The organism is Fluviirhizobium alvei (assembly GCF_030551875.1).
In the GTDB taxonomy this organism is placed as follows: Bacteria; Pseudomonadota; Alphaproteobacteria; order Rhizobiales; family Rhizobiaceae; genus Rhizobium_E; species Rhizobium_E alvei.
This window is the reverse complement of the sequence record NZ_JAUOZU010000012.1, coordinates 103,904-124,806: the sequence shown is the minus strand read 5'-3', so window position 1 is coordinate 124,806 and position 20,903 is coordinate 103,904. Positions and strand designations below refer to the sequence as shown.

General features: G+C 58.8%; 25 protein-coding genes. 8 read left to right on the top strand and 17 right to left on the bottom strand.

What is annotated here, in order from left to right:
* Positions 1-10: 10 nt before the first annotated feature.
* The 3 genes from Q4481_RS16550 to ubiE form a co-directional block, all read right to left on the bottom strand.
* Complete coding sequence (locus Q4481_RS16550) at positions 11-394, bottom strand: DoxX family protein (protein WP_304377510.1); 384 nt, start codon at positions 392-394, stop codon at positions 11-13.
* 77 nt (positions 395-471) lie between these two features.
* On the bottom strand, positions 472-2,052 hold the full coding sequence (gene ubiB, locus Q4481_RS16545) for a 2-polyprenylphenol 6-hydroxylase (protein ID WP_304377509.1): 1,581 nt from the start codon (positions 2,050-2,052) through the stop codon (positions 472-474).
* Positions 2,053-2,056: 4 nt separating this feature from the next.
* On the bottom strand, positions 2,057-2,833 hold the full coding sequence (gene ubiE / locus Q4481_RS16540; protein ID WP_304377508.1) for a bifunctional demethylmenaquinone methyltransferase/2-methoxy-6-polyprenyl-1,4-benzoquinol methylase UbiE: 777 nt from the start codon (positions 2,831-2,833) through the stop codon (positions 2,057-2,059).
* A 219-nt stretch (positions 2,834-3,052) separates the two neighbouring features.
* Between ubiE and Q4481_RS16535 the strand changes: the two genes are divergently transcribed.
* On the top strand, positions 3,053-4,048 hold the full coding sequence (locus Q4481_RS16535) for a L,D-transpeptidase family protein (protein ID WP_304377507.1): 996 nt from the start codon (positions 3,053-3,055) through the stop codon (positions 4,046-4,048).
* A gap of 8 nt (positions 4,049-4,056) precedes the next feature.
* On the opposite strand, the gene Q4481_RS16530 is transcribed toward Q4481_RS16535, so the two are convergent.
* Positions 4,057-5,259 carry an MFS transporter gene (locus tag Q4481_RS16530; protein ID WP_304377506.1) on the bottom strand — a complete coding sequence of 401 codons (1,203 nt, stop codon included), beginning with the start codon at positions 5,257-5,259 and terminating at the stop codon, positions 4,057-4,059.
* Positions 5,260-5,422: 163 nt separating this feature from the next.
* On the opposite strand from Q4481_RS16530, the gene mutM reads away from it, so the two are divergent.
* From mutM to Q4481_RS16510, 4 genes are all read left to right on the top strand, one after another.
* On the top strand, positions 5,423-6,301 hold the full coding sequence (gene mutM, locus Q4481_RS16525) for a bifunctional DNA-formamidopyrimidine glycosylase/DNA-(apurinic or apyrimidinic site) lyase (RefSeq protein ID WP_304377505.1): 879 nt from the start codon (positions 5,423-5,425) through the stop codon (positions 6,299-6,301).
* A 246-nt stretch (positions 6,302-6,547) separates the two neighbouring features.
* Positions 6,548-6,814 (top strand): 30S ribosomal protein S20, encoded by a 267-nt coding sequence (rpsT, locus tag Q4481_RS16520; RefSeq protein WP_304377504.1) that lies wholly within the window; start codon positions 6,548-6,550, stop codon positions 6,812-6,814.
* Between the two features lie 742 nt (positions 6,815-7,556).
* Positions 7,557-9,107, top strand: a complete 1,551-nt coding sequence (gene dnaA / locus Q4481_RS16515) for a chromosomal replication initiator protein DnaA (RefSeq protein WP_304377503.1) — start codon at positions 7,557-7,559, stop codon at positions 9,105-9,107.
* An 18-nt stretch (positions 9,108-9,125) separates the two neighbouring features.
* Entirely contained in the window at positions 9,126-9,932 is an 807-nt protein-coding gene (locus tag Q4481_RS16510; RefSeq protein ID WP_304377502.1) for a phosphate/phosphite/phosphonate ABC transporter substrate-binding protein, read from the top strand.
* Here the strand turns inward: Q4481_RS16510 and Q4481_RS16505 are convergent.
* The 5 genes from Q4481_RS16505 to rph all read right to left on the bottom strand — a co-directional run bounded on the left by Q4481_RS16505 (position 9,914) and on the right by rph (position 14,030).
* Positions 9,914-10,912 (bottom strand): fatty acid desaturase, encoded by a 999-nt coding sequence (locus Q4481_RS16505; protein WP_304377501.1) that lies wholly within the window; start codon positions 10,910-10,912, stop codon positions 9,914-9,916. The genes Q4481_RS16510 and Q4481_RS16505 overlap by 19 nt on opposite strands.
* A 138-nt stretch (positions 10,913-11,050) precedes the next feature.
* Positions 11,051-12,229 (bottom strand): radical SAM family heme chaperone HemW, encoded by a 1,179-nt coding sequence (hemW, locus tag Q4481_RS16500; protein WP_304377500.1) that lies wholly within the window; start codon positions 12,227-12,229, stop codon positions 11,051-11,053.
* Entirely contained in the window at positions 12,226-12,876 is a 651-nt protein-coding gene (gene rdgB / locus Q4481_RS16495; RefSeq protein ID WP_304377499.1) for an RdgB/HAM1 family non-canonical purine NTP pyrophosphatase, read from the bottom strand. Before rdgB ends, hemW begins: the two co-directional genes overlap by 4 nt.
* A 14-nt stretch (positions 12,877-12,890) precedes the next feature.
* Positions 12,891-13,310, bottom strand: coding sequence for a VOC family protein (locus Q4481_RS16490; RefSeq protein WP_304377498.1), 420 nt, complete (start codon positions 13,308-13,310; stop codon positions 12,891-12,893).
* 3 nt (positions 13,311-13,313) lie between these two features.
* A complete protein-coding gene (gene rph, locus Q4481_RS16485) occupies positions 13,314-14,030 on the bottom strand; it encodes a ribonuclease PH (protein WP_304377497.1) in 717 nt (238 codons plus the stop codon).
* 149 nt (positions 14,031-14,179) lie between these two features.
* Here rph and hrcA point away from each other — a divergent pair, with 149 nt between their 5' ends.
* Positions 14,180-15,259 (top strand): heat-inducible transcriptional repressor HrcA, encoded by a 1,080-nt coding sequence (gene hrcA / locus Q4481_RS16480; RefSeq protein WP_304377496.1) that lies wholly within the window; start codon positions 14,180-14,182, stop codon positions 15,257-15,259.
* Between the two features lie 157 nt (positions 15,260-15,416).
* Positions 15,417-16,028 (top strand): nucleotide exchange factor GrpE, encoded by a 612-nt coding sequence (gene grpE, locus Q4481_RS16475; RefSeq protein ID WP_304377495.1) that lies wholly within the window; start codon positions 15,417-15,419, stop codon positions 16,026-16,028.
* Between the two features lie 15 nt (positions 16,029-16,043).
* Here the strand turns inward: grpE and ybaK are convergent, their stop codons facing one another.
* Positions 16,044-16,517 (bottom strand): Cys-tRNA(Pro) deacylase, encoded by a 474-nt coding sequence (ybaK, locus tag Q4481_RS16470; RefSeq protein WP_304377494.1) that lies wholly within the window; start codon positions 16,515-16,517, stop codon positions 16,044-16,046.
* Complete coding sequence (locus Q4481_RS16465; RefSeq protein WP_304377596.1) at positions 16,517-16,870, bottom strand: ArsC family reductase; 354 nt, start codon at positions 16,868-16,870, stop codon at positions 16,517-16,519. Before Q4481_RS16465 ends, ybaK begins: the two co-directional genes overlap by 1 nt.
* A 155-nt stretch (positions 16,871-17,025) precedes the next feature.
* Here Q4481_RS16465 and Q4481_RS16460 point away from each other — a divergent pair, with 155 nt between their 5' ends.
* Entirely contained in the window at positions 17,026-18,231 is a 1,206-nt protein-coding gene (locus Q4481_RS16460; RefSeq protein ID WP_304377493.1) for a GGDEF domain-containing protein, read from the top strand.
* Positions 18,232-18,298: 67 nt separating this feature from the next.
* Here the strand turns inward: Q4481_RS16460 and Q4481_RS16455 are convergent, their stop codons facing one another.
* The 6 genes from Q4481_RS16455 to Q4481_RS16430 form a co-directional block, all read right to left on the bottom strand.
* Positions 18,299-19,114, bottom strand: coding sequence for a transglutaminase-like domain-containing protein (locus tag Q4481_RS16455; protein ID WP_304377492.1), 816 nt, complete (start codon positions 19,112-19,114; stop codon positions 18,299-18,301).
* A gap of 10 nt (positions 19,115-19,124) precedes the next feature.
* Positions 19,125-19,400 carry a DUF1488 family protein gene (locus Q4481_RS16450; RefSeq protein ID WP_304377491.1) on the bottom strand — a complete coding sequence of 92 codons (276 nt, stop codon included), beginning with the start codon at positions 19,398-19,400 and terminating at the stop codon, positions 19,125-19,127.
* Positions 19,401-19,402: 2 nt separating this feature from the next.
* Entirely contained in the window at positions 19,403-19,720 is a 318-nt protein-coding gene (locus Q4481_RS16445; RefSeq protein ID WP_304377490.1) for a hypothetical protein, read from the bottom strand.
* Positions 19,721-19,781: 61 nt separating this feature from the next.
* Positions 19,782-19,925: a hypothetical protein gene (locus tag Q4481_RS16440; RefSeq protein WP_304377489.1), complete on the bottom strand. Its 144-nt coding sequence runs from the start codon at positions 19,923-19,925 to the stop codon at positions 19,782-19,784.
* Complete coding sequence (locus Q4481_RS16435) at positions 19,918-20,184, bottom strand: hypothetical protein (RefSeq protein ID WP_304377488.1); 267 nt, start codon at positions 20,182-20,184, stop codon at positions 19,918-19,920. The genes Q4481_RS16440 and Q4481_RS16435 overlap by 8 nt, the downstream gene beginning before the upstream one ends.
* Before the next feature lie 35 nt (positions 20,185-20,219).
* Positions 20,220-20,570: a hypothetical protein gene (locus Q4481_RS16430; protein ID WP_304377487.1), complete on the bottom strand. Its 351-nt coding sequence runs from the start codon at positions 20,568-20,570 to the stop codon at positions 20,220-20,222.
* Between the last annotated feature and the right edge of the window lie 333 nt (positions 20,571-20,903).

Here is a 20,903-nt window from a genome sequence, read left to right as displayed (position 1 = left end):
TCTTCAAACCTCAGACGCCCCGTCGTGCATCGAGCGAAATCAGCCCGGTCCCATTGGCCGCAACATACAAGAGCCCACCTGCGATGGCGAGATCCTTCATGAAAGCCTGAAAATCGACAATATCCGCAAAGTTGTGATGTCCGATCAGTGCTGCGGATAGGGTGAAGGCAGCAAGAATAGGTGCTGCAATTATCACCCGATAGCCCAAAAAAATGGCAATCCCGCCCAGCAATTCAACAAAAATCACAGGCCAGACTAGGATGCTAGCAAATGGAAGTCCTACCGATTGAAAGTAGGAGATTGCTACATCGGCGTTTTGCAACTTCCACAATCCGGCCTGAATAAAGATTGCCGAGAGAAGCAACCTTCCAAGCAGCATCAGAATGCTTGGCATCGTCATCACTCCATTGAATGTGAGTGATCGATTATCCAGTTTATGACAAAGATCAAGAGCTAAATAAGGAATCTGTTTCAAAATTCGCTGATGCGAAAGGCAATATAAACCAAGCTGACAGCAATGACCCAGAGAGCAACTCGTCCCCAACGCGAATGTCTTGCCTCCGAACGACCGATTGCTTCGGCAGTACTGGCGTCGAAACGGAAGCCGTTTTCAGCCATTGCCGAAATCTCATAAGACATTTTTTCGGCTCTGGAGGCGAGATCGGGCATGGCTTCGGCCAGCCGGAGTGCGGCCATCAACCCGTCCTTGAGATCGCCAGCAATGCGCTTGGGGCCGAGATTGTCGCGAATCCACCCGCCGACAACGGGTTCGGATGCTTTCCACATGTTGAAATGCGGATCGAGCGAGCGCGATACGCCCTCCACCACCACCATGGTCTTCTGCAGCATGATGAGCTCGGGCCTGGTCTCCATGTCGAAGAGTTCGGTGACCTCGAACAACAATGTCAGCAGTTTCGCCATCGAGATCGTGTCGGCCGGCTGGCCGTGGATCGGCTCGCCGATAGCGCGGATCGCCTGGGCGAACGAGGCGCGGTCATGATGGGCGGGCACATAGCCGGCCTCGAAATGAACATCCGAGACGCGACGATAATCGCGCGTGATGAAGCCGAACAGGATTTCGGCGAGAAAGCGCCGTTCCTTCTTGCCCAGGCGTCCGACGATGCCCATGTCGACGGCAACGATCGTGCCCTGGGGATCGACGAAGAGATTGCCCTGGTGCATGTCGGCATGGAAGAAACCGTCGCGCAGCGTGTGCCGAAGGAAGGATTGCATCAAGGTCTGCGCGAGCTGCGGCAGGTCATGGCCAGCGGCCTTCAACCCTTCGACATCCGACATCTTGATGCCGTCGATCCATTCCATGGTCACGACATCGCGCCCGGTCCGCTCCCAGTCCACCTTGGGCACCCGAAAGCCGGGATCCTCCTTGGTGTTTTCGGCGAGTTCCGACAGCGCTGCCGCCTCGAGCCGCAGATCCATCTCGATCCGGGTTGTCTGCTCGAGCGTGCGGGTTACTTCGACCGGCCGCAGACGGCGGGACGGCGGGTGGAAACGTTCCTGCAGATGCGAGATCAGATATTGTGCCTCGAGATCCTGGGCAAACCGTTCGCGAACACCGGGCCGGATGACCTTGACGGCCATCTTGCGGATCTCGTCTCCATAGGCCACCTCAGCCGGATGCACCTGCGCAACGGATGCGGCTGCAATCGGATCGGCAAACTCGACAAAAAGGTCATCAACCCGGCGCCCCAGCGAAGCCTCGATCTGGCTCGCGGCCAGAGGCTTGGGGAACGTCGCCATCCGGTCCTGCAGCAAGGCGAGGTCGGCGGCGAAGTCGTCGCCCACCACGTCGGGCCGCGTTGCCAGAAACTGGCCAATCTTGACGTAGGAGGGGCCAAGCCGCTCGACAGCACGGGCAAGATTGTCCGATCGCGCCCGGTCGCGTGAACGATTGCGGGCAACAAGGCCGGCTGCTGCCTGAGCCATGCGGGCGGGCAGCGGCATTCCCTCGGTCGGCAGGGCGGAAATCACCCCTTCACGAGCCAAGACCCAGCCGAGCCTGACCAGGCGATAATAGGCACTGATGGTGCTCATGCGCTCAGATCTTCCATCCGGAATGCAGCGCCGCAATGCCGCCGGTAAAATTGGTCCAGGTCACGCGGCCGAAACCTGCGTCGCGGATCATGTCCGCAAAATCCCGCTGATTGGGAAACTTCCGGATCGATTCAACGAGATACTGGTAAGGTTCGGCATCTCCGGTCACGGCCTTGCCGATCCGGGGAATGGCCTTGAACGACCATTCCTCATAGATCTTGTCGAGAACCGGCATGTCCACGTCGGAAAATTCGAGCACGAGCAGGCGTCCGCCGCGCTTGAGTACGCGATAGGCCTCGGAAAGCGCCCTGTCGATCCGCGGCACGTTGCGGATGCCGAAGGCGATCGTATAGGCATCGAACGTCTTGTCGGGGAAGGGCAGTTCTTCCGCATTGGCCTCGACGAAGGTCAGGTTGGGGCGCAATCCGTTCTTCGTCGCGCGGTCCTCGCCGACGGCAAGCATCGAGCCGTTGATATCGAGCACCGTGGCCTGAGCCTGACGGTTGGAGGCTTCGATGATCCGGAAGGCCACATCGCCGGTCCCGCCAGCGACATCCAGGATTCTGTAATCGGGCGACTTGCGGGGGTTGAGCGCGGCGACCATGGCACTCTTCCAGGCACGGTGCAGCCCGGCCGACATCAGGTCGTTCATGATGTCGTAGCGCTTGGCCACCTTGTGGAACACGTCGTTGACGAGCGCCTGCTTCTCGCCCTGTCCGACTTCGCGGAAACCATAGGAAGTTTCCATTCCGCCATCGGCGCCGGTGCGCGTCGCTGTCATGTCTCTACTCCAACATCAAACTGTCTTGCGGCGCGACAATAGCGGATTGGCTCGGGCGATGCCATATGTGCACTGCGCAAAAAGGTCGCGGGGACAAATAGGCCGCAGCGGCTGCATTTTCGGGCAAGCATCACCACATATTCATAGAATCAACATGGTCGCGGCTATTCTTAACAAAATGGAAACGACCGGGGCTTAAAACATCTTGCCAGGATTTGTATGAGTACCGAAGCCATGAAAACCGCTGTCAGGGCCTTGAAATTGCGGCCGCTCCTGTCTGCCATCGCCTTGTTGTCGCTCGGCGTCGTTGCAGGCTGCACCTCTTCTGCGCTCGATATCGAACCGGAGACGACGATTTCGCCTGCGCTTGCCCGTCAGATCAAGGCCAAGGGCTTCAAGGAAACCGATCCGGTTCTCGTACGGATCTTCAAGGCGGAGAGCGAGCTCGAGATCTGGAAGCGCAAGCCGACAGGCGAATATGCGCTGTTCAAGACCTACCCGATCTGCCGCTGGTCGGGAAAGCTCGGCCCGAAGGTGAAGAATGGCGATCGCCAGGCTCCGGAAGGCTTCTACAATGTCAGCCTCGGCCAGCTGAACCCGGAATCGCAATATTGCCTGTCCTTCAATCTCGGTTATCCGAACCGGCTTGAGAAGGCGCTCGGCCATACAGGCGAAGCGCTGATGGTTCATGGCGCCTGCTCATCATCGGGTTGCTATGCCTTGACCGACCAGGGCATGAGCGAGATCTATCCGGTCGTGCTCAAGGCGCTGCAGAGCGGCCAGAAATCCTTCCAGGTTCAGTCCTTCCCGTTCCGCATGACCGAGGCGAACATGCGTCGCCACGCCGGCGATCCCAACATGAAGTTCTGGTACACGCTGAAGGCGGGTTACGATGCCTTCGAAAGGACACGCCGCGAACCCGTCGTCGGCTATTGCGCCGGACAATATGCCTTGAATCTACCTCAAGGCAGCGAGCCGGAAAGCCCGTTGGGTGAATGCCCGGCCGGAACCTTGATGTCCAGCCAGCAGATGCCACTCATGTCGATGCCCGCGAGCGTGACGGCCTATACCTATTCCGACGGCGGCATGCACAAAAGCTACCGGATTCTGCTCGAGCGCTATGGCGCCAAGCGCATGGCGGCCAAGGTCTCGACCACGAAATATCCCGTGAGCCGTCCGGAAGCGGCGCTCTCGGATCCTTTCGATCCGCTCTGAGCGCAAGATCAGGCCGGTGGCATATGCGGATCGGTCGCAAGCGGCGTCCCGGTCCGGTCGCGCGGCAATAGGATCGTTATCGCCAGCGCGATCGTTACGGCCAGGCAGATTAACATATAGAGAAGCCAGTAGCCGTTGGTGACGCCCGTCAGTAGGCCGCCGAGATAATTGCCGGACGTGGCGCCAAGGCCGGAGCTGACCAGCGTATATCCCATCAGGCCGGCGGCAGCCTTTGGAGAGAACTCGCGCGACAGCCAGGCGGCAAACAGCCCCCAGATGGCATTATAGGCCATTCCGAAACCGATCATGGATATATAGACCGGCAGTTCGAGCGGCAGTTTCCAGGTAATGAGGCTGGCCATGAGCAGAACCGCAAAGGCGAGAACCAGCGAGCGCTTGGCGCCGATGCGGTCTGCGAGCAATCCGAAGACCAGCCCTCCCACCATGCCACCGAGACCGATCGCCGACCATAGCGCAGTCGCGGCCGGCATCGACCAGTGATGCAGGTCGCGAAACAGGAGCGTCAGATAGGTCTGGAAGGGGTGGAACGACAGACCGGTCAGAAAGTTCAGGGCGATGATCAGGAAGGCAGGTGTCGTCAGGACGGAGGAAGACCGTTCGCTCGCATGCGGTTCTGCCTTCGGCGCTGCCGGGCGGTGCGAGAAGGTCAGGAGGCCGATCGCCAGAAGCAGGGCCGAAAGGGCGCCGCAGGCGATCCAGACCGAGCGCCAACCATAGGCGCCGATCAGAAGCGGTGCCAGGAACCCGAGAAGGAACACGCCGTAGGCAAGGCCGCTTGCCATCAGACCAAGCGCGAGCCCCTGCCGGTGCGGCGGGATGATGGTCTGGGCCAGGGGCACCATCGCCACCCAGCTTGAAGCTGCCATGGCGCCGAGGATGAATAGCAACCCCATCAACTGCCAGGCGGCAGTCGCAAAGCCGGTCAGGACCATGGCCACCGCTATGATGCCCTGCGCCAGAAGCAAGGTCGTTTTCGCCCCGATCCGTGGCCAAACGAAGCCGACCAGCAGCGATGCGATGATGGTCCCGGCCTGTGTCGTCCCCGCAATTGCTCCGATTTCGTTGGGTGTCAGGCCGAGCGCAGTCCGCATATCCGGCAGAAGCGTGCCGAAGAGATAGATCCCCATTCCATAGGAAGTGGCGATGAAGGCGGTGAGGAGTATGGTAACGCCTGCTGCGGCTTTCGTCATGGTGATCACGGAGATAAGAAGAGAGGTCAGGAGGGGCAGTATGGGCCGAGGATCTTTCGAACGCTCTTTCGAAACCGCAGTCCAAGCGCCTATATACGTCTGTAAGGAAAATGTCTCGGTCGGCTTTGATGAGGGCAGATCGAAACGGAAAACAGGAGCAGCAATGCCGGAATTGCCAGAGGTCGAAACGGTCAGGCGTGGCCTTGAACCGTTCATGCAGGGCCGGCAGATCGAGACGCTGGTGCTCAATCGTGCGGACCTGCGTTTTCCCTTTCCTGCCGATCTCCGTCAGGTCGCCGAAGGGCGCAAGGTCGAGCGGTTGGGGCGGCGGGCAAAATACCTTCTGATCGAACTCGAAGGGGACGCGACCATCATCGCCCATCTCGGCATGTCCGGCTCCTTCCGTATCGATGAGGATGTGCCAGGCCAGTTCCATCATCCGCGTGGAAAGGATGCTGCCCACGATCATGTGGTTTTCCATCTCTCGGGTCAGCAAGGTCCCGTCCGCATCACCTACAACGATCCGAGGCGGTTCGGCTTCATGGATCTTGTCAGAAGCTCGGAGATCGATCGTTATCCGGCATTTGCGGCACTTGGGCCAGAACCGCTCGGAAACGCGTTGTCGGCCGACTATCTGGCGGAACGGCTCTCTCGCAGCCGCCAGCCCCTCAAGTCGGCACTGCTGGACCAGAGCGTGATTGCCGGGCTTGGAAACATCTATGTCTGCGAAGCACTTCATCGCAGCGGTCTTTCGCCGCTGCGGATTGCATCCAGCCTCGTGGCCGAAAATGGCTCTTCATCCCCAAAGCTCGAGGAACTGGCGCGCCAGATCCGCGTCGTTATCGAAGAGGCGATCGAGGCGGGCGGATCGTCGCTCCGCGATCATATCCAGACCGATGGTTCGCTTGGCTATTTCCAACACCGGTTTCGCGCCTATGACCGTGAAGGCGCTGCCTGCATAACACCGGGATGCAAGGGCACAATCGAGCGGATCACGCAGTCGGGTCGTTCAACTTTCTTTTGCGCCGCATGCCAGGAATGATGGTTTTGCCCCATGGGACCGTTCGCCTTGGCAGGGAGGCGAGCGAGACAGGGCTACAGGGCGCTCCGGCTGCAGAATCTTTCATCCGGATGATTGACGCCGGGCGGCTTAAGCGCTATACGCGCCCCACAGATCGAAGGGCCTTTCGGCTTTTCAGTGCGCTCCCTCATTGCCCTGCATTGAGGCCGCCCGCCAGAGGGCAGCGGCACGGGGCAGGTTGGATAAGGTTTTTATAGAGAGGCATACATGGCCAATACAACTTCGGCGAAAAAAGCGACCCGCAAGATCGCCCGCCGCACCGCCGTCAACAAGGCGCGCCGTTCGCGTGTTCGCACCTTTGTTCGTAAGGTCGAGGAAGCAATCGCTTCCGGCGACAAGGCTGCAGCTGAAGCCGCTCTGCGTGCGGCCCAGCCGGAACTGCAGCGCGCTGCCACCAAGGGCGTTCTTCACCGCAACACGGCATCGCGGAAAGTCTCGCGTCTTGCCTCTCGCGTGAAGTCGATCGGCGCCTGATATCAGGTTTTGAAATTTTTAAAATGGCCTGGCGTTCGCGCCGGGCCGTTTTGCGTTTCTTCAAAATTTTAACATATTTTCAGTTCTTAATCTTTTTCAAGATTTAAGGATGACATAAAAAATACTGCAATTTCAATTAGTTGCGAGAGGTGCCCTTTGGCGACAGTGGCTGCCGTAGCGGCAGTTTGTCACAAAGGAGAGTCAAGTGAATTTTTTATTTTTTTTGGGAACAGCGCCTTCGATGAGGCAAAAAATCGAATCTCCTTGATTCACAAGCGATTCTTTTTTTGGGGCATGCGACCTTGGAAAGTCGCACCGAAAGTCAATGGCCTTCTCTTAATTTTGAGTAAAAAACACCATTGATTTGGGGCTCCGATCTTGCCTAAATGAACTCGGAAAGGGCGTGAGACGGATCGTCCAACGAGACCAAAAAGGCGACGATCATGGCTTGTTTACCGATCCATATCAGGGACTGTTTCTAGCTTTACAATTCTCATTGACGAGGTTGAACACGAGGGCTTTGCGCTCTCCGTGCGGGACATTCTGTTTAATCGGAGGTTGTGGCAACCAAAAGCCCGCATTGCCCGGGCAGACCGAAGGGTCGAAGGCAATGACTGGAATAATGGACCGACGAGGTCCTGCGATGCATCATGGGGATGATGCGTTTCGGGAAGGTCCATCGAAATGAAAAAACGACAGAGCCCGCAAAGGGCCTGCCATGCAAGAATTCAAAGGCGGCGGAATGCACATGAACGTATCAGAATCGAGCGCATTTTCTCATCGAGGAGATGCAGCGACGACGGCCAAGCAGACGATGGATGCCGAAGGAGGGGATAGCGGCATGAAACATGACGCCCTGTTCGAGCGTTTCTCTGCGAAGCTTAAGGCGAAAGTGGGTCCGGAAGTCTTTACCAGCTGGTTCGGCCGGCTGAAGATCCATTCGGTATCCAAGAGTGTCGTGCGGCTTTCGGTTCCCACGACCTTCCTGAAGTCCTGGATCAACAATCGTTATCTCGACATGATCACCGGCATCTTCCGCGAAGAGGATGCCAATATCCTGAAGGTCGAAATCGTGGTCCGTAGCGCGGCCCGCTCGAACAGACCGAACATGGATGAGGCGGCAATGCCGGTCAGCGAGACCTCGGCCCAGCCGCAGGCCAGCCGCAAGCCGTCCAATTCCGTGGCATTCCTCGGCCAGCAGTCTGCCCAGTCGGCACAGCCTGCCCGGCAGGCATCGCACAGCCCGCTGTTTGGCTCGCCCCTCGACAGCCGCTACACGTTTGCCAGCTTCGTCGAAGGCGCTTCCAACCGCGTCGCTCTTGCTGCTGCCCGTACGATTGCAGAATCGGGTTCGAGCGCCGTACGGTTCAACCCGCTCTTCATTCATTCGAGCGTCGGTCTCGGCAAGACTCACCTCTTGCAGGCTATTGCCGCCGCAGCGCTCTCCAATCCGCGCAACCCGCGGGTCGTCTATCTCACGGCAGAATATTTCATGTGGCGCTTCGCGACGGCCATTCGCGACAATGACGCGCTGACGCTGAAAGACTCGCTTCGCAACATCGATATCCTGATCATCGATGACATGCAGTTCCTGCAGGGCAAGCTGATCCAGAACGAGTTCTGCCATCTTCTGAACATGCTGCTCGACAGCGCCAAGCAGGTGGTGGTTGCCGCCGACCGCGCGCCCTGGGAACTGGAATCGCTCGATCCGCGGGTCCGCTCGCGTCTTCAGGGCGGCGTGGCGATCGAAATGGATGCGCCGGATTTCGATATGCGGCTTGAAATGCTCAGGCAGCGTCTGGCGCAGGCAAGACAGGACGATCCGGGCCTTGAAATTCCCGACTCGATTCTCGAGCATGTCGCGAGCAACGTCACGGCTTCGGGCCGCGAACTGGAAGGCGCTTTCAACCAGCTGATCTTCCGCCGCTCCTTCGAGCCGGATCTGACACTCGATCGCGTGGATGAGCTTCTTGCCCATCTCGTTGGTGCCGGTGAGCCGAAGCGGGTCCGCATCGAGGATATCCAGCGCATCGTCGCCCGGCACTACAATGTGTCGCGCCAGGAGCTGGTCTCCAACCGGCGTACCCGGGTGATCGTCAAGCCGCGTCAAATCGCTATGTATCTGTCGAAGACGCTGACACCGCGCTCGTTCCCGGAAATCGGTCGCCGCTTCGGCGGTCGTGACCATACGACCGTGCTGCATGCCGTTCGCAAGATCGAGGAGCTTCTGTCCGGAGACCAGAAGCTGTCGCAGGAAGTCGAACTTCTGCGGCGACTCATCAACGAAGGCTGATCGGATTCGGGGGCGCGCATGGCTCTGGCCAGTCTTGCCATGTATGACATGGCGCCCGCCGTTCGTTCTGCCAACGATGCGCTCTGGTCGGTTGTCCGCGACCGGCTGAGAGCGGAGGGCTTTTCAGCTCCGGAGCGACTCAATCACGATATCGGGCATGAGGCAGCGTGGCTTCAGCCCGATCTCGTTTTCGCGCAAACCTGCGGCTATCCTTTCATCATGCAGCTGCGTGGCCGGGTGCGTCTCATCGGCACTCCGCGCTATCGCTTTGCAGGCGGATCCGGATCGGATCGGGCCAGTTTCGTGATCGTCCGGGACGAAAGTGTATTTTCCTCGGTCGAAGCGCTGCGCGGTACCAGAGCCGCCATCAATGACCGGATGTCGAATTCCGGCATGAATCTCTTGCGGGCCCTTGTGGCGCCGCTTGCCGTGTCGGGCCGTTTCTTTTCCGATGTCCGCGTCACTGGCGGCCACCTCGCATCCATGGCCGCAGTGCGCGAAGGCTTGGCCGATGTGGCGGCGATCGACAGCGTCACTTATGGACTAACCGCCGTCCACGATCCTTCCCGCGTTGCCGGGCTTAAAATTCTGGCCGAAACCCCGGCCGGTCCCGGTCTGCCGATCATTACGAGGCTTGATGCCAGCGATGCGGAAGTCGCGGTACTCCGCGCCATTCTGCCCGAGATCGCGACTGATCCGATCCATGCGGCCATTGCTGCGCCGCTGGGTCTTATCGGCTTTGATCTGCTGAGTGAGCCAGCCTATGAGAGGCTGGCTCTCTTGGCAGAGCAGGCGTGGGCGCTCGATTATCCCGAGCTTGCCTGATCTGCTGTTGCCATCGTTGGGTCCAGAACCGGTATCACGGATGCGGCCTGATGGTCCGGATGGACTGGCCGGTGATGCTGCCGGACAAAATACCGTCGCGCCACTTCGATGTAGCCGTCATATATGAGGCCGCCGTTCAGCGCGATGAAATCTGCCCGATGCTTCCGGTACAGGGCAGGGATTCGGTACCAGGCCAGCTGCGGCAGGCTGTGATGCACGATGTGGAGATTGTTGTGCAGGAACAGCAAGCCGAAGGCGGGCGTATTCTCCACGATCGCTGTCCGCTCCTCCTTTGTGCCGGCATATTGATGCTCGGCGAAGGACCGCAACCTTGAGAAGGAAAGCCCGGCATAGGCGAAGGCGACCAGATAGAGCCAGAGCGGCATGGCGCAAACGACCATGACCCAATAGAGCACGGCGGCCACACCGAGAGCATGGCGGAACCAGAGCCCGGCATGGCCGAAGTCACCCCTCAGGAGGCGGTTGGCTTCTGAGCCCCAGAGTGCTGCGAGGGCAATGAAGGGGCCGATGAGCAACCGCCCCGGCAAGGTATTGTTGGCCGCAGTGATCATTCTGCCGAACGGTCCCATCCGCTGCCAGGCCGGACCGGTGAGATAGTAGGATTCGGGATCCTCGATCGGGTCCGTCAGCCATTCGTCGCGGTGATGCTGAAGATGCGAGCTCTTGTAGAGCCGGTAAGGCAGCCAGAGCGAGATCGGAGCCCAGCCGATCGCGTCATTGATCCGGCGGATGCGGGTCGGGTGTCCGTGCAGCACTTCATGCTGCAGCGAGCCATGCCAGGCAATGATCCAGCCCCCAGCCAGAAACAGGAGGAGAAACGGGATCGATTGCCAGAACCAGGTGAGAAGAATCCAGGAGAGATAGATGAAAAGCGCAAGAAAGAGCGTAGGCCATTCGACGGAAAGAAACGACTTGCTTCTGCCCAGAGCGGCCGGCTCCACGAAATGAGGTGCCGACATGTGGTTTTTGACATCACAAGAGGGAAATCAGGTTCTGAACGCGGAGAGCGGGATCGTCCTGGCGCTACCTAGATTCATCGCGATAAAAATCGATTTGCGGATTGTCGTCAAGATGGTCTTGAAATCACTTGAAAAAGATCAAGCAGCGAGATCGGCAACCACGGCATCGAGGATCAGCATGCCGCTTTGGGTGCAGCGCAGCCGCGAATTGCCAAGCCGCTCGATGAAGCCCTGATCGAGCAGGAATTGTTCGCGATCGGGGTCGAGATCGCGTCCCGAAAGCGCTCTCCAGCGCGCAAGATCGAGCCCTTCACGCAGCCGCAGACCCATGAGCAGCATCTCATCGGCCTGTTCTTCGCGTTCCAGAAGATCCTGCTCCACCATTCCGTGGCCCTGTTCCGACACCATGGCAAGCCAGGCTTCGGGATTGCGCTCGGTCGCAGTCGCGAGTTTGCGCCCCGCCGATGTCAACCGGCCATGCGCACCGGGACCGATGCCCGCATAATCGCCGTAGCGCCAGTAGGTCAGGTTATGGCGGCTTTCGGCGCCCGGAACGGCGTGATTGGAGACCTCGTAGGCCGGCATGCCGGCGGCTTCGGTCACGTCCTGGGTTAGTTCATAGAGTTCGGCGGCTGTATCCGCATCCGGCAGATTGATCTTGCCATTCCGATGCAGGCCGAAGAAGGGCGTGCCTTCCTCGATCGTCAACTGATAGAGCGATAGATGATCCACGGCCAGATCGATCGCCTGCCGCAGTTCCCGGGCCCATTCGTCCTGGGTCTGGCCAGGGCGGGCATAGATCAGGTCGAAGGACATGCGCGGAAAGATGTCGCGTGCCAGCCGGATCGCCTTCATCGCATCGGCAACGTCGTGCAGGCGTCCGAGGAATTTCAGGTCGCGGTCGTTAAGTGCCTGCACACCCATCGAGACCCGATTGACGCCAGCGGACCGATAGCCGCGGAACCGCTCCGCTTCGACGCTCGATGGATTGGCCTCAAGCGTGATCTCGATCCCGTCGGGAACGTGCCAATGCCGTGCCACGCCGTTGAGGATCGCATCCACGGTTTCGGGCTTCATCAGGGAAGGCGTTCCGCCACCGATGAAGATCGATGTAACGGTTCTCGCACCCGAAAGCGTCCGCATGGTGGTGATTTCACGCAGGAACGCCGCGACATAGGCCTCCTGGTCGATCGCGACATGGCGGACATGACTGTTGAAATCGCAGTAGGGGCATTTCGCTGCACAGAAGGGCCAATGGAGGTAGATCCCGAAACCGGGCTCGCCCGTATCTGGCAAGAGCGTCGCCTCCTTCGTCATTCAGCGGATTCCAGGCAGGTTTCGACGAACAGCTTGAAGGCGCGGGCGCGGTGAGACAGGGCGAAGGCATCGCCCGGTTTCCAGCCATGCTTCTGCTCGGCAGACATTTCCCCGAAGGTCACGTCATAGCCTTCCGGTTCGAAGATCGGATCATAGCCGAAACCGAGCGAGCCACGTGGCGGCCAGACGATATGGCCTTCGACCTCGCCACGGAAAATCTCTGTATGACCGTCCGGCCATGCAAGGCAGAGTACGCTGACGAAACGACCGGTGCGCTGGTCGCGGTCGGTCGCGCCCTTTTCCTGGAGTGCGGTCTCAACCTTCTCCATCGCCATGCCGAAATCACGGGATCCATCGGCCTTTTCGGCCCAGTTTGCAGTGTAGACACCCGGTGCGCCACCAAGCGCATCGACCGCGAGGCCGGAATCGTCCGAAAGCGCCACCATGCCCGCAGCTTCTGCCGAAGCGAGCGCCTTGATCCTGGCATTTTCCTCATAGGTGGTGCCGGTCTCGTCAGGCTCGGCAAAGCCGAGCTCGGCGGCGGATTTTGCGGTGAAACCATACGGTCCGATCAGATCCTGGATCTCGCGGATCTTGCCGGCATTGTGACTGGCGACCACGATCGTCCTGGTGTCGAGTTTGCGCATGTTCGGTCCTACGTTCAAATGTTCCAGATCCGTGCTTCGGCAAATTCGAGCGAATTGCCAGCCGGGTCGCGGAAATAGAGCGACCGGCCGCCCTTCGGCCAGTCGACGATGGATTCAATGGCGATTCCGGCCGATGTCAGCCGCTCTTTCCAGCGCTCGATACCGGCGGCATCGCTTCGAAAGCAAAGATGACCGGGACCGCGCGCACCATGGGCGGGAACGGCGAGTTGGCCGGGCTCGTGCGGCTTCTCTGTTTCCGCCGGATTGAAGATCAGCAGAATGCCGCTGCCACAGCGGAAAAACACATGCCGGTTTGCGGCGCGGCTGATCTTTTCAAGTCCGAGAATTTTTCCGTAGAACGCCTCGGCGCGATCGAGATCATCGACATAGAGTGCCGATTCCAGGATCGCGTCGGGAGCGTTGACGGTCTCCATGCCTCAGCCGATGGCCTGCTTCTGCAGGGCAACGAGTTCGGCGATACCGTTCTTGGCCAGGCCCATGAGCGTCAGGAGTTCTTCTTCGCTGAAGGGTGCGCCTTCGGCTGTCCCCTGGATCTCAACGATGCCGCCCGAACCGGTCATGACGAAATTCGCATCGGTTTCGGCCGAGGAATCCTCGAGATAATCGAGATCGATCACGGGCTGGTTGGCAAAGATGCCGCAAGAAATGGCGGCCACGTGGTCCTTGAGGACCTTCTCGACCTTAACCATGCCGCGCGATTCCATCCATTTCAGACAGTCATGCAGAGCAATCCACCCGCCGGTGATCGCGGCGGTGCGGGTGCCGCCATCGGCCTGGATGACGTCGCAGTCGACAGTGATCTGGCGCTCGCCCATCGCCTCGAGATTGACGACGGCGCGCAGCGACCGACCGATGAGACGCTGGATCTCCTGCGTGCGGCCGCCCTGCTTGCCGGATGCCGCCTCGCGGCGCATGCGCTCGCCGGTCGAACGCGGCAGCATGCCATATTCTGCCGTAACCCAGCCTTTGCCGGTGTTGCGCAGCCATGCCGGCGGCTTTTCTTCGACGCTGGCCGTGCAAAGAACATGGGTGTCGCCAAACTTCACCAGGCAGGAACCTTCGGCATGCTTTGAGAAGGCGCGCTCGAAGCTGATCTTGCGCATCTGATCTGTCTTTCGTCCGGACGGGCGCATTGGTTCCTCGCTTACTATTTGTCTGTTTGCAGGGGTCATAAGCGTCTGCGGGCGATTTTGCAAAGGAAAAGGCTGGAAATTGCTTTTGCGAAACCACTGCGAATTCCTATATTCTGGTGTTTCGGAAGCCATACTGATCCGGGAATGTGATGTTGAAGAAAGATGGGAACAATGCCCTGCGGGGCCTGGACGAACGTTCCGGCGAAATCTTTCGCCGGATTGTCGAATCCTATCTCGGCAACGGTGAGCCGTTGGGCTCCAGATCGCTGTCGCGGCTTTTGCCAATTTCGCTGTCGCCGGCTTCGATCCGCAATGTGATGAGCGATCTGGAAGATCTGGGTCTCATCTATTCGCCGCATATTTCCGCGGGCCGCTTGCCGACACAGCAGGGATTACGCTTTTTCGTCGATGCTTTCATGCAGGTCGGCGATCTTTCGCAGGACGAGCGCCGCGAGATCGAACGCCAGATGCGGCCGGATGGACGGGATGTGCCGGTGGAAAATGCCCTCACGGGTGCGACCCAGATGCTGTCGTCGCTCTCGCGCGGCGCCGGCCTCGTGATCACGACCAAGAGCGACACGCTGCTCAAGCATATCGAATTCGTTCGCCTGTCGCCGGAAAAGGCTCTCGCAGTGCTGGTGGGTGACAAGGATGAGGTGGAAAACCGCATCATCTCGCTTCCGGCCGGCGTCACGGCCTCTCAACTGGCAGCGGCGGCAAACTTTCTCAATGCGCATCTGTCCGGCCTGACGCTGAGCGAGGCGCGAGGCCGGATCGACAGGCTCAAGGAGACGATCCGTAGCGAGCTCGATCAATTGTCGCGCGATCTGGTGGAGCGCGGGCTTGCCATCTGGTCGGGCGCCGAAGAGGATGGCAAACCGGCCCGCCTCATCGTTCGCGGTCGATCCAACCTGCTCGATGGTCTGGAAGGCGAGGAGGATATCGAGCGGCTGCGCCTGCTGTTCGATGATCTCGAGAAAAAGGAATCGCTCTCCGACATCCTCAACCTTGCCGAAGGCGGTCAGGGCGTTCGCATCTTCATCGGTTCGGAGAACACGCTCTTTTCGCTTTCGGGTTCGTCGCTGATCGTTGCACCCTACCGGGACAGCGAGGAGCGGATTGTCGGGGCCGTGGGCGTGATCGGCCCGACGCGGCTCAATTACTCGCGGATCGTGCCGATGGTGGATTATACCGCCCAGTTGATCTCGAAACTGGCGGGAAAAATCTGACGAAGGCGGCCATTCGGCCCTAAGATGGTGTCTGCCTGCGACATCGATGCGGTTGCAGGCGATCGGATGTTCAGATTTTGCTTGAAACACTTGATTTTTTCGCCTCAAGCATCGATATCCCGTGCAAATCCAATAAACGGAAAATGCGGAGACCGAGATGACGGACGAAAATAAGAGCCCAGATCAAACGGACGCAAATGAAAAGGTAGCGGATGCCAGCGCGGACACCGTGACGACGGAAGCCGCAGCGGAAATGGATCCCGTCGAGCTTCTGAGAGCCGAAAACGCCGATCTCAAGGATCGCTATCTGCGTCTTGCTGCCGACATGGACAATCTGCGCCGGCGCACCGAACGCGAGATCAAGGATGCCAAGACCTATTCGGCAGCATCTTTTGCGCGTGACATGCTGTCGGTTTCGGACAATCTGCGTCGGGCACTCGATGCCATTCCGGCCGAAGCCCGCGCCGGAGCCGATGCCGGCTTGACGGCGCTGATCGAAGGCGTGGAAATGACCGAACGTGCGATGCTGTCGGCGCTGGAGCGTCACGGCGTCAAGAAGATCGAGCCGAATGGCCAGAAGTTCGACCCGAATTTCCATCAGGCCATGTTCGAGGTTCCCAACACCGAACTGCCGAACAACACCGTGATCCAGGTCGTGCAGGATGGCTATGTCATCGGTGACCGCGTGCTGCGGCCGGCGATGGTTGGCGTGTCGAAGGGTGGCCCGAAGGCCGAGACTGCAAACGGCGCGGCTGAAGCCGCCAACTGAGCCGTCTACGATTTCTCAGGCAACGACGGGGGCCACGATCGAATCGATGGCCCTCGCTGCATCTTGCGGGGCGAGCTTGACCTGCAGGCCGCGCTGCCCGCCATTCATGAAAATGAAGGCGTGCTCCATCGCTTCGGCTTCGATGACGGTCGGAACCGTCTTCTTCTGGCCGAAGGCCGAAATACCGCCTACCACATAGCCGGTCGCCTTTTCGGCCTGCGCCGGCTTCATCATGTTGGCCGATTTGCCCTTGAAGGCGGCGGCGAGCTTCTTCATCGACACTTCCCGGTCGGAAGGCACCACGGCACAGACGGCCTTGCCATCCACCTCCGCCATCAGCGTCTTGAGCACGATCGACGGCGAAACGCCGATGGCTTCGGCAGCCTGAATGCCGATCCGGTCGGCATCCGGGTCATAGTCGTAGGTGAGCGTTTCAAAGGCGACGCCCGCCTTCTGCAAGGCCTGCGTTGCCCGGGTCGATTTCGACATCACTTCACTCCGAACAGGCTTTCATAGAGATCCGGGCTGAAGCCGGCTGTCAGTGGCCCCTTGTCTGGGTCGAGGATCGGGCGCTTGATCATGGACGGTTCCCTCTGCATGAGCGCGATCGCCTTTGCCGCATCGAGCCCCGCCTTGTCTTCCTCGGAAAGCTTGCGGAAGGTGGTTCCGGCCCGATTAAGCACGCGCTCCCATCCGAGCGCATCGACCCAGCGCGCGAGCGTATCCTGATCGATGCCCTCTTTCTTGTAGTCATGGAAGCGGTAGGAAACGCCGTGCTGATCCAGCCAGACGAAGGCTTTTTTCATCGTGTCGCAATTCTTGATGCCAAAGATTGTCGTCATGCTCATGTTTTTTCGCTGTTCGCAAAGGGTTGAAATCTCGCTTTGTCGCGCCGGGTAACAGCCAGCGAGCCTCAGTCGGAATGTCGGTTTTTAGCTCTTCTTAATACGTCGGGACTATAGTGCCAAGCGCCCGTTATGGGGCGCAAGGAAGTTGAATGGACACGATTGAATATCAGTCGTTTATTCTGCCTGTCATGATGCTGGCCGTGGCAACGACCTGCCTGGCCCTGTCGCGTCTTGGCTTGCAGGCGGCGCTGCAATGGGGCCTGGGCTTCGGCCTGTGCGCTCTCGGATTTCTGTTTCAGATTCCCTTCGAGCATGAACCCTTCGCGGTCGTGTTGTCCGATGTCTCTTTCGCTTTCGGCTATTTCTTCTATGGGCAGGCCCTGCTGGTTCATTTCGGTCAACCGACCGCACAACGGATCCGGCAGTGGATTCTTCTGGCCTATATTCCGTTCGAAACCTTCGTGGTGTTCGCCTTTGGCGATGCGCGTATCCAGGTTCTGCTGAACGATCTTGTGGTCGCCGTCATGCTCGGTCTGCCGTTGCTAGACATTATGCGCAAGGCGCGTTACCGCGACGAGCGGGCATTGGTGATCACGTCCAGCCTGCTTGTGCTTGATGCATTGACGCGGCTGTTGATTTTCGGCCTGCTCGGCGCACTCATCCAGGGAACCGAAACCTTTTCGGTCGAACTCTACTTGAGCGTCGGCGAACTGATGGCAGGCGGGCTTGGTGTTTTCTTCGCCCTGTCGGTCATGGGCTCGCTGGTCATGCGGGTGCTGAGGCACTATCGCGATGCCGCAGAGCGCGATCCTTTGACGGGATTGTTCAATCGCCGTGGCTTCGAGAGCCAGATCGAAGCCCTGACGGGCGATGAAATGCAGGCAGGTGTCATCATGACCTGTGACATCGATCATTTCAAACAGGTCAATGACAAATTCGGTCACGCTGCCGGTGACCGGGTCATCGCTGGCCTGGCGCATGAACTTCTGCGTTCTCTGCCGCCGCATGCCATCTCGGCTCGGTTTGGTGGCGAGGAATTCGTGGCCTTCGTTCCCGGCGCAAGTCTCGCGGAAGGCGGGTTGATCGCTCACACAGCCCGCATGCGTTTTTCGACCCGTGACTGGCGGCCCATCGGCATCAATCGCCAGATCACCATCAGTTTTGGCGTTGCGTCTGCGGCGTCGGTCGAGCAAAATGCGATGAAAGCGGCGCTGGCGATCGCTGATGAGTGCCTCTACGCCGCAAAAGAAGCGGGTCGAAATCAGGTCGTGCTCGAAGGGGGCGTGTTCGAAGGCACTATGCAGGACGATCGCTCCCGCAACAGACAGACGGGCAGCAATGGCCGCGCAGGCTAGGGCTGCGATCTTGCGTAAATCGTCAAGTGGGCCGCGCGACGCATAAAGACCCGGTACCCAACTGGATTCACAAACCCGGCTCAGGCACCTGATAGGTCCAGACCCGAAACGATTTCAGAATGTGCGGGCCAAACGAATTGATCAACGGAATATCGGCCGCATCGCGCCCACGGGCCACCACAATCCTGCCGATTCGTGGCGTATTGTTGCGGGGGTCGAACGTGCGCCAGGCGCCATCCAGATAGACTTCGATCCAGGCGCTGAAATCCATCGGATCCACCACCGGCACACCGATGTCGCCAAGATGCCCGTTGACATAGCGCGCCGGAATATTGAGGCAGCGACAGAAGGCCAGGGCAAGGTGGGCGAAGTCTCGACACACACCAACCCGCTCCTGAAAAGTCTCAAAAGCCGTCCGGGTGGATCGCGCTTGCATGTAGTCGAAGTGGATATGGTTATTCACGAAATCGCAAATCGCCTGCACACGCCCCCAGCCGGGATTGATGTTGCCAAACATATCCCATGCGACCTGACTGAGGCGATCGGTTTCACAGTAACGGCTGCCGGTCAGGTACACGAGGCAATCATCCGGCAAATCCCATACGGCGAGTTCACGTGCCAGCGGCAGATAATCGTCCAGCTTTCCGGAATCCCAGATCGTTGCATCACCCCAGATCGTCAGGTCGCCCACTGGTGCCACGAGCCGTCGGCAGCGATTGCCAAAGAGGTCGAGGTAGGTTGAGGTTGCAATATCGGGATTTGTGAAGGTTGTCTCTGGGACACGAATATCTGCTGCCCGATCCTGGTGGACGGAGAGCAGACAGACCAGCGCTGTCGGCTGCTGGCAGGATAATGTCATTTCATATCCGTATCGGATGAACATGGCGTGCCAATCAGTGAAAATCAGTCGCAGTCAGGGTGAAGACGTTGCTGCGCCCTCTGGAATAGGCCTTCTGTGCAGCATCGTAGATGGAAGTTCGGTGACGATCAAACGCAGACAGCAGGGAAGCCTCGACGGCCTCGGCCTGGGTCGGAGGTGAGCGCATTCCGGCGATCGCCTCCGCTTCGACATAGAACCGGATTTCGAACATGCCGTCATGACCCGAAAAGCGGATGGCTTTGCGGACCTCGTCATAACTGCGGCTTGCATTGGGGAAAGCCAGTGCCATGATCAGAACGCCTTCGGTGAAAGAGGCTTCGGCTGCGTGAACCGTATGATCCCCGCCTTCTGGTGTGCGGCATGGTGCTGGTTGAGAGACAGCATACCCCGTGTGGCGGAATCCTTGTTCAGTCCCGTGAGCCGTTCACCCTCGATGACAGCGGGAACGCCGCTGAAAACGTGATAGACGGTCCAGGATCGATCCATCTCGATGCGGCGACCAAACTGGAATTCATCCATGTTGGGGCCGACGGCGCCACCTTCGTTTTCCCAGGCGCAGATTGCGGCGCTCGGAAACTTGCGGAGAGAAATTTTGGTGTTGGCGGTCATGATGATCCACTCCTTCTAAACACATTCCCGGCCAGGAAAAGCGCGGCCAGGCGACCTGGTTTCAATGCTTCGGCTTTGTGCCTTTTTCCTTGCCTGTGGCGGCAAGCTTCACCTGGCTGCCGAAGGTGGTCTCCGGCACGGGAGCAACCTTTTCCTTCTTGGGCTTGCGAACCTCGCGATTGCTTTTCTTTTGACCCTTAGCCATGACCGAAAGTCTCCGTGAGAAGTGTGGAGCCAGAGCGTGACTGGCGCGAAACGGCGGGTTCCACCAGATCCTGCGTCACGACCCTGTCGAAATTTTCATTGTCACTGCGGATGCGATATTGCAGCACATCGCCGGACGCGGGCAGTGCTGCGGTGATGTGGTAGATCTCGGCCGGATGTCCGACGGACATCGGCAGGCCGCGCCTAGGCTTCACCGTCTGCCCGATCACGTAAAGATGGGTTGCTGCTCCATTGGTCATGGGGCGTCGGTTGATTTTGTGTTTGCTATGTATGGTCATGAGTTTTCATGGTCCTCTTGCAATAGGTTGTGAAGGTCGCTCATCGCGATCGGCACCATCTGTTGGGATGTGCTCACCGAACCGATGGCGGGAAGAAAGATGAATGCGCCGGTTCGATGCCAAGCGAGACGGCTGGCGACTTCGATTTGCTCCTCGTCATAGTCGATGCGGTAATCGCCGGCAGGGAGCGGGGCTTCAAATGCGGTCAAACGAAAGGGCGAAGCGAAATGCGCGATCGTCTGGGTGCTGCGCGTCAACATTTCGACCTCCATTGGATTGAAACGGTTTGGGTTGGCGGTCTCGCGGGAGCCGGAATGCTGCATCATCCGGCCATCGAAGGACGGCATCAGTCAGGACAGATCCGACTTTGAACGAAATGTGATTGCTGCCGTATACGCAGCATACAGTCTTTTTGAGAGTTCGGGGGTAAAGGCGGGTCTCTGACACCGCAGAAGCCAAATCGGCCAAATCAACTCAATTGAAATATGGGCTTTTTCTCTATAAAATGCAAGGGAAAACGAAATAAAAGCAAAAATGTATTCGATTTCATTTGCCGGGAGCGCAAATAAATTGGCGGAAAATAAAGGGAATAACCAATAGAAGTGACGATATATAATTTCTATCCTCGCTTTGAAGGGGGAGGCGCAAGGAATCTGGAAATATTTCGCCGAAATCCGGGG

Coding starts and splice junctions, on each gene's coding strand:
- Q4481_RS16550 (WP_304377510.1), bottom strand. CDS start 394: ATGCCAAGCATTCTGATGCTGCTTGGAAGGTTGCTTCTCTCGGCAATC.
- ubiB (WP_304377509.1), bottom strand. CDS start 2,052: ATGAGCACCATCAGTGCCTATTATCGCCTGGTCAGGCTCGGCTGGGTC.
- ubiE (WP_304377508.1), bottom strand. CDS start 2,833: ATGACAGCGACGCGCACCGGCGCCGATGGCGGAATGGAAACTTCCTAT.
- Q4481_RS16535 (WP_304377507.1), top strand. CDS start 3,053: ATGAGTACCGAAGCCATGAAAACCGCTGTCAGGGCCTTGAAATTGCGG.
- Q4481_RS16530 (WP_304377506.1), bottom strand. CDS start 5,259: ATGACGAAAGCCGCAGCAGGCGTTACCATACTCCTCACCGCCTTCATC.
- mutM (WP_304377505.1), top strand. CDS start 5,423: ATGCCGGAATTGCCAGAGGTCGAAACGGTCAGGCGTGGCCTTGAACCG.
- rpsT (WP_304377504.1), top strand. CDS start 6,548: ATGGCCAATACAACTTCGGCGAAAAAAGCGACCCGCAAGATCGCCCGC.
- dnaA (WP_304377503.1), top strand. CDS start 7,557: ATGCACATGAACGTATCAGAATCGAGCGCATTTTCTCATCGAGGAGAT.
- Q4481_RS16510 (WP_304377502.1), top strand. CDS start 9,126: ATGGCTCTGGCCAGTCTTGCCATGTATGACATGGCGCCCGCCGTTCGT.
- Q4481_RS16505 (WP_304377501.1), bottom strand. CDS start 10,912: ATGTCGGCACCTCATTTCGTGGAGCCGGCCGCTCTGGGCAGAAGCAAG.
- hemW (WP_304377500.1), bottom strand. CDS start 12,229: ATGACGAAGGAGGCGACGCTCTTGCCAGATACGGGCGAGCCCGGTTTC.
- rdgB (WP_304377499.1), bottom strand. CDS start 12,876: ATGCGCAAACTCGACACCAGGACGATCGTGGTCGCCAGTCACAATGCC.
- Q4481_RS16490 (WP_304377498.1), bottom strand. CDS start 13,310: ATGGAGACCGTCAACGCTCCCGACGCGATCCTGGAATCGGCACTCTAT.
- rph (WP_304377497.1), bottom strand. CDS start 14,030: ATGCGCCCGTCCGGACGAAAGACAGATCAGATGCGCAAGATCAGCTTC.
- hrcA (WP_304377496.1), top strand. CDS start 14,180: ATGTTGAAGAAAGATGGGAACAATGCCCTGCGGGGCCTGGACGAACGT.
- grpE (WP_304377495.1), top strand. CDS start 15,417: ATGACGGACGAAAATAAGAGCCCAGATCAAACGGACGCAAATGAAAAG.
- ybaK (WP_304377494.1), bottom strand. CDS start 16,517: ATGTCGAAATCGACCCGGGCAACGCAGGCCTTGCAGAAGGCGGGCGTC.
- Q4481_RS16465 (WP_304377596.1), bottom strand. CDS start 16,870: ATGACGACAATCTTTGGCATCAAGAATTGCGACACGATGAAAAAAGCC.
- Q4481_RS16460 (WP_304377493.1), top strand. CDS start 17,026: ATGGACACGATTGAATATCAGTCGTTTATTCTGCCTGTCATGATGCTG.
- Q4481_RS16455 (WP_304377492.1), bottom strand. CDS start 19,114: ATGTTCATCCGATACGGATATGAAATGACATTATCCTGCCAGCAGCCG.
- Q4481_RS16450 (WP_304377491.1), bottom strand. CDS start 19,400: ATGGCACTGGCTTTCCCCAATGCAAGCCGCAGTTATGACGAGGTCCGC.
- Q4481_RS16445 (WP_304377490.1), bottom strand. CDS start 19,720: ATGACCGCCAACACCAAAATTTCTCTCCGCAAGTTTCCGAGCGCCGCA.
- Q4481_RS16440 (WP_304377489.1), bottom strand. CDS start 19,925: ATGGCTAAGGGTCAAAAGAAAAGCAATCGCGAGGTTCGCAAGCCCAAG.
- Q4481_RS16435 (WP_304377488.1), bottom strand. CDS start 20,184: ATGACCAATGGAGCAGCAACCCATCTTTACGTGATCGGGCAGACGGTG.
- Q4481_RS16430 (WP_304377487.1), bottom strand. CDS start 20,570: ATGCCGTCCTTCGATGGCCGGATGATGCAGCATTCCGGCTCCCGCGAG.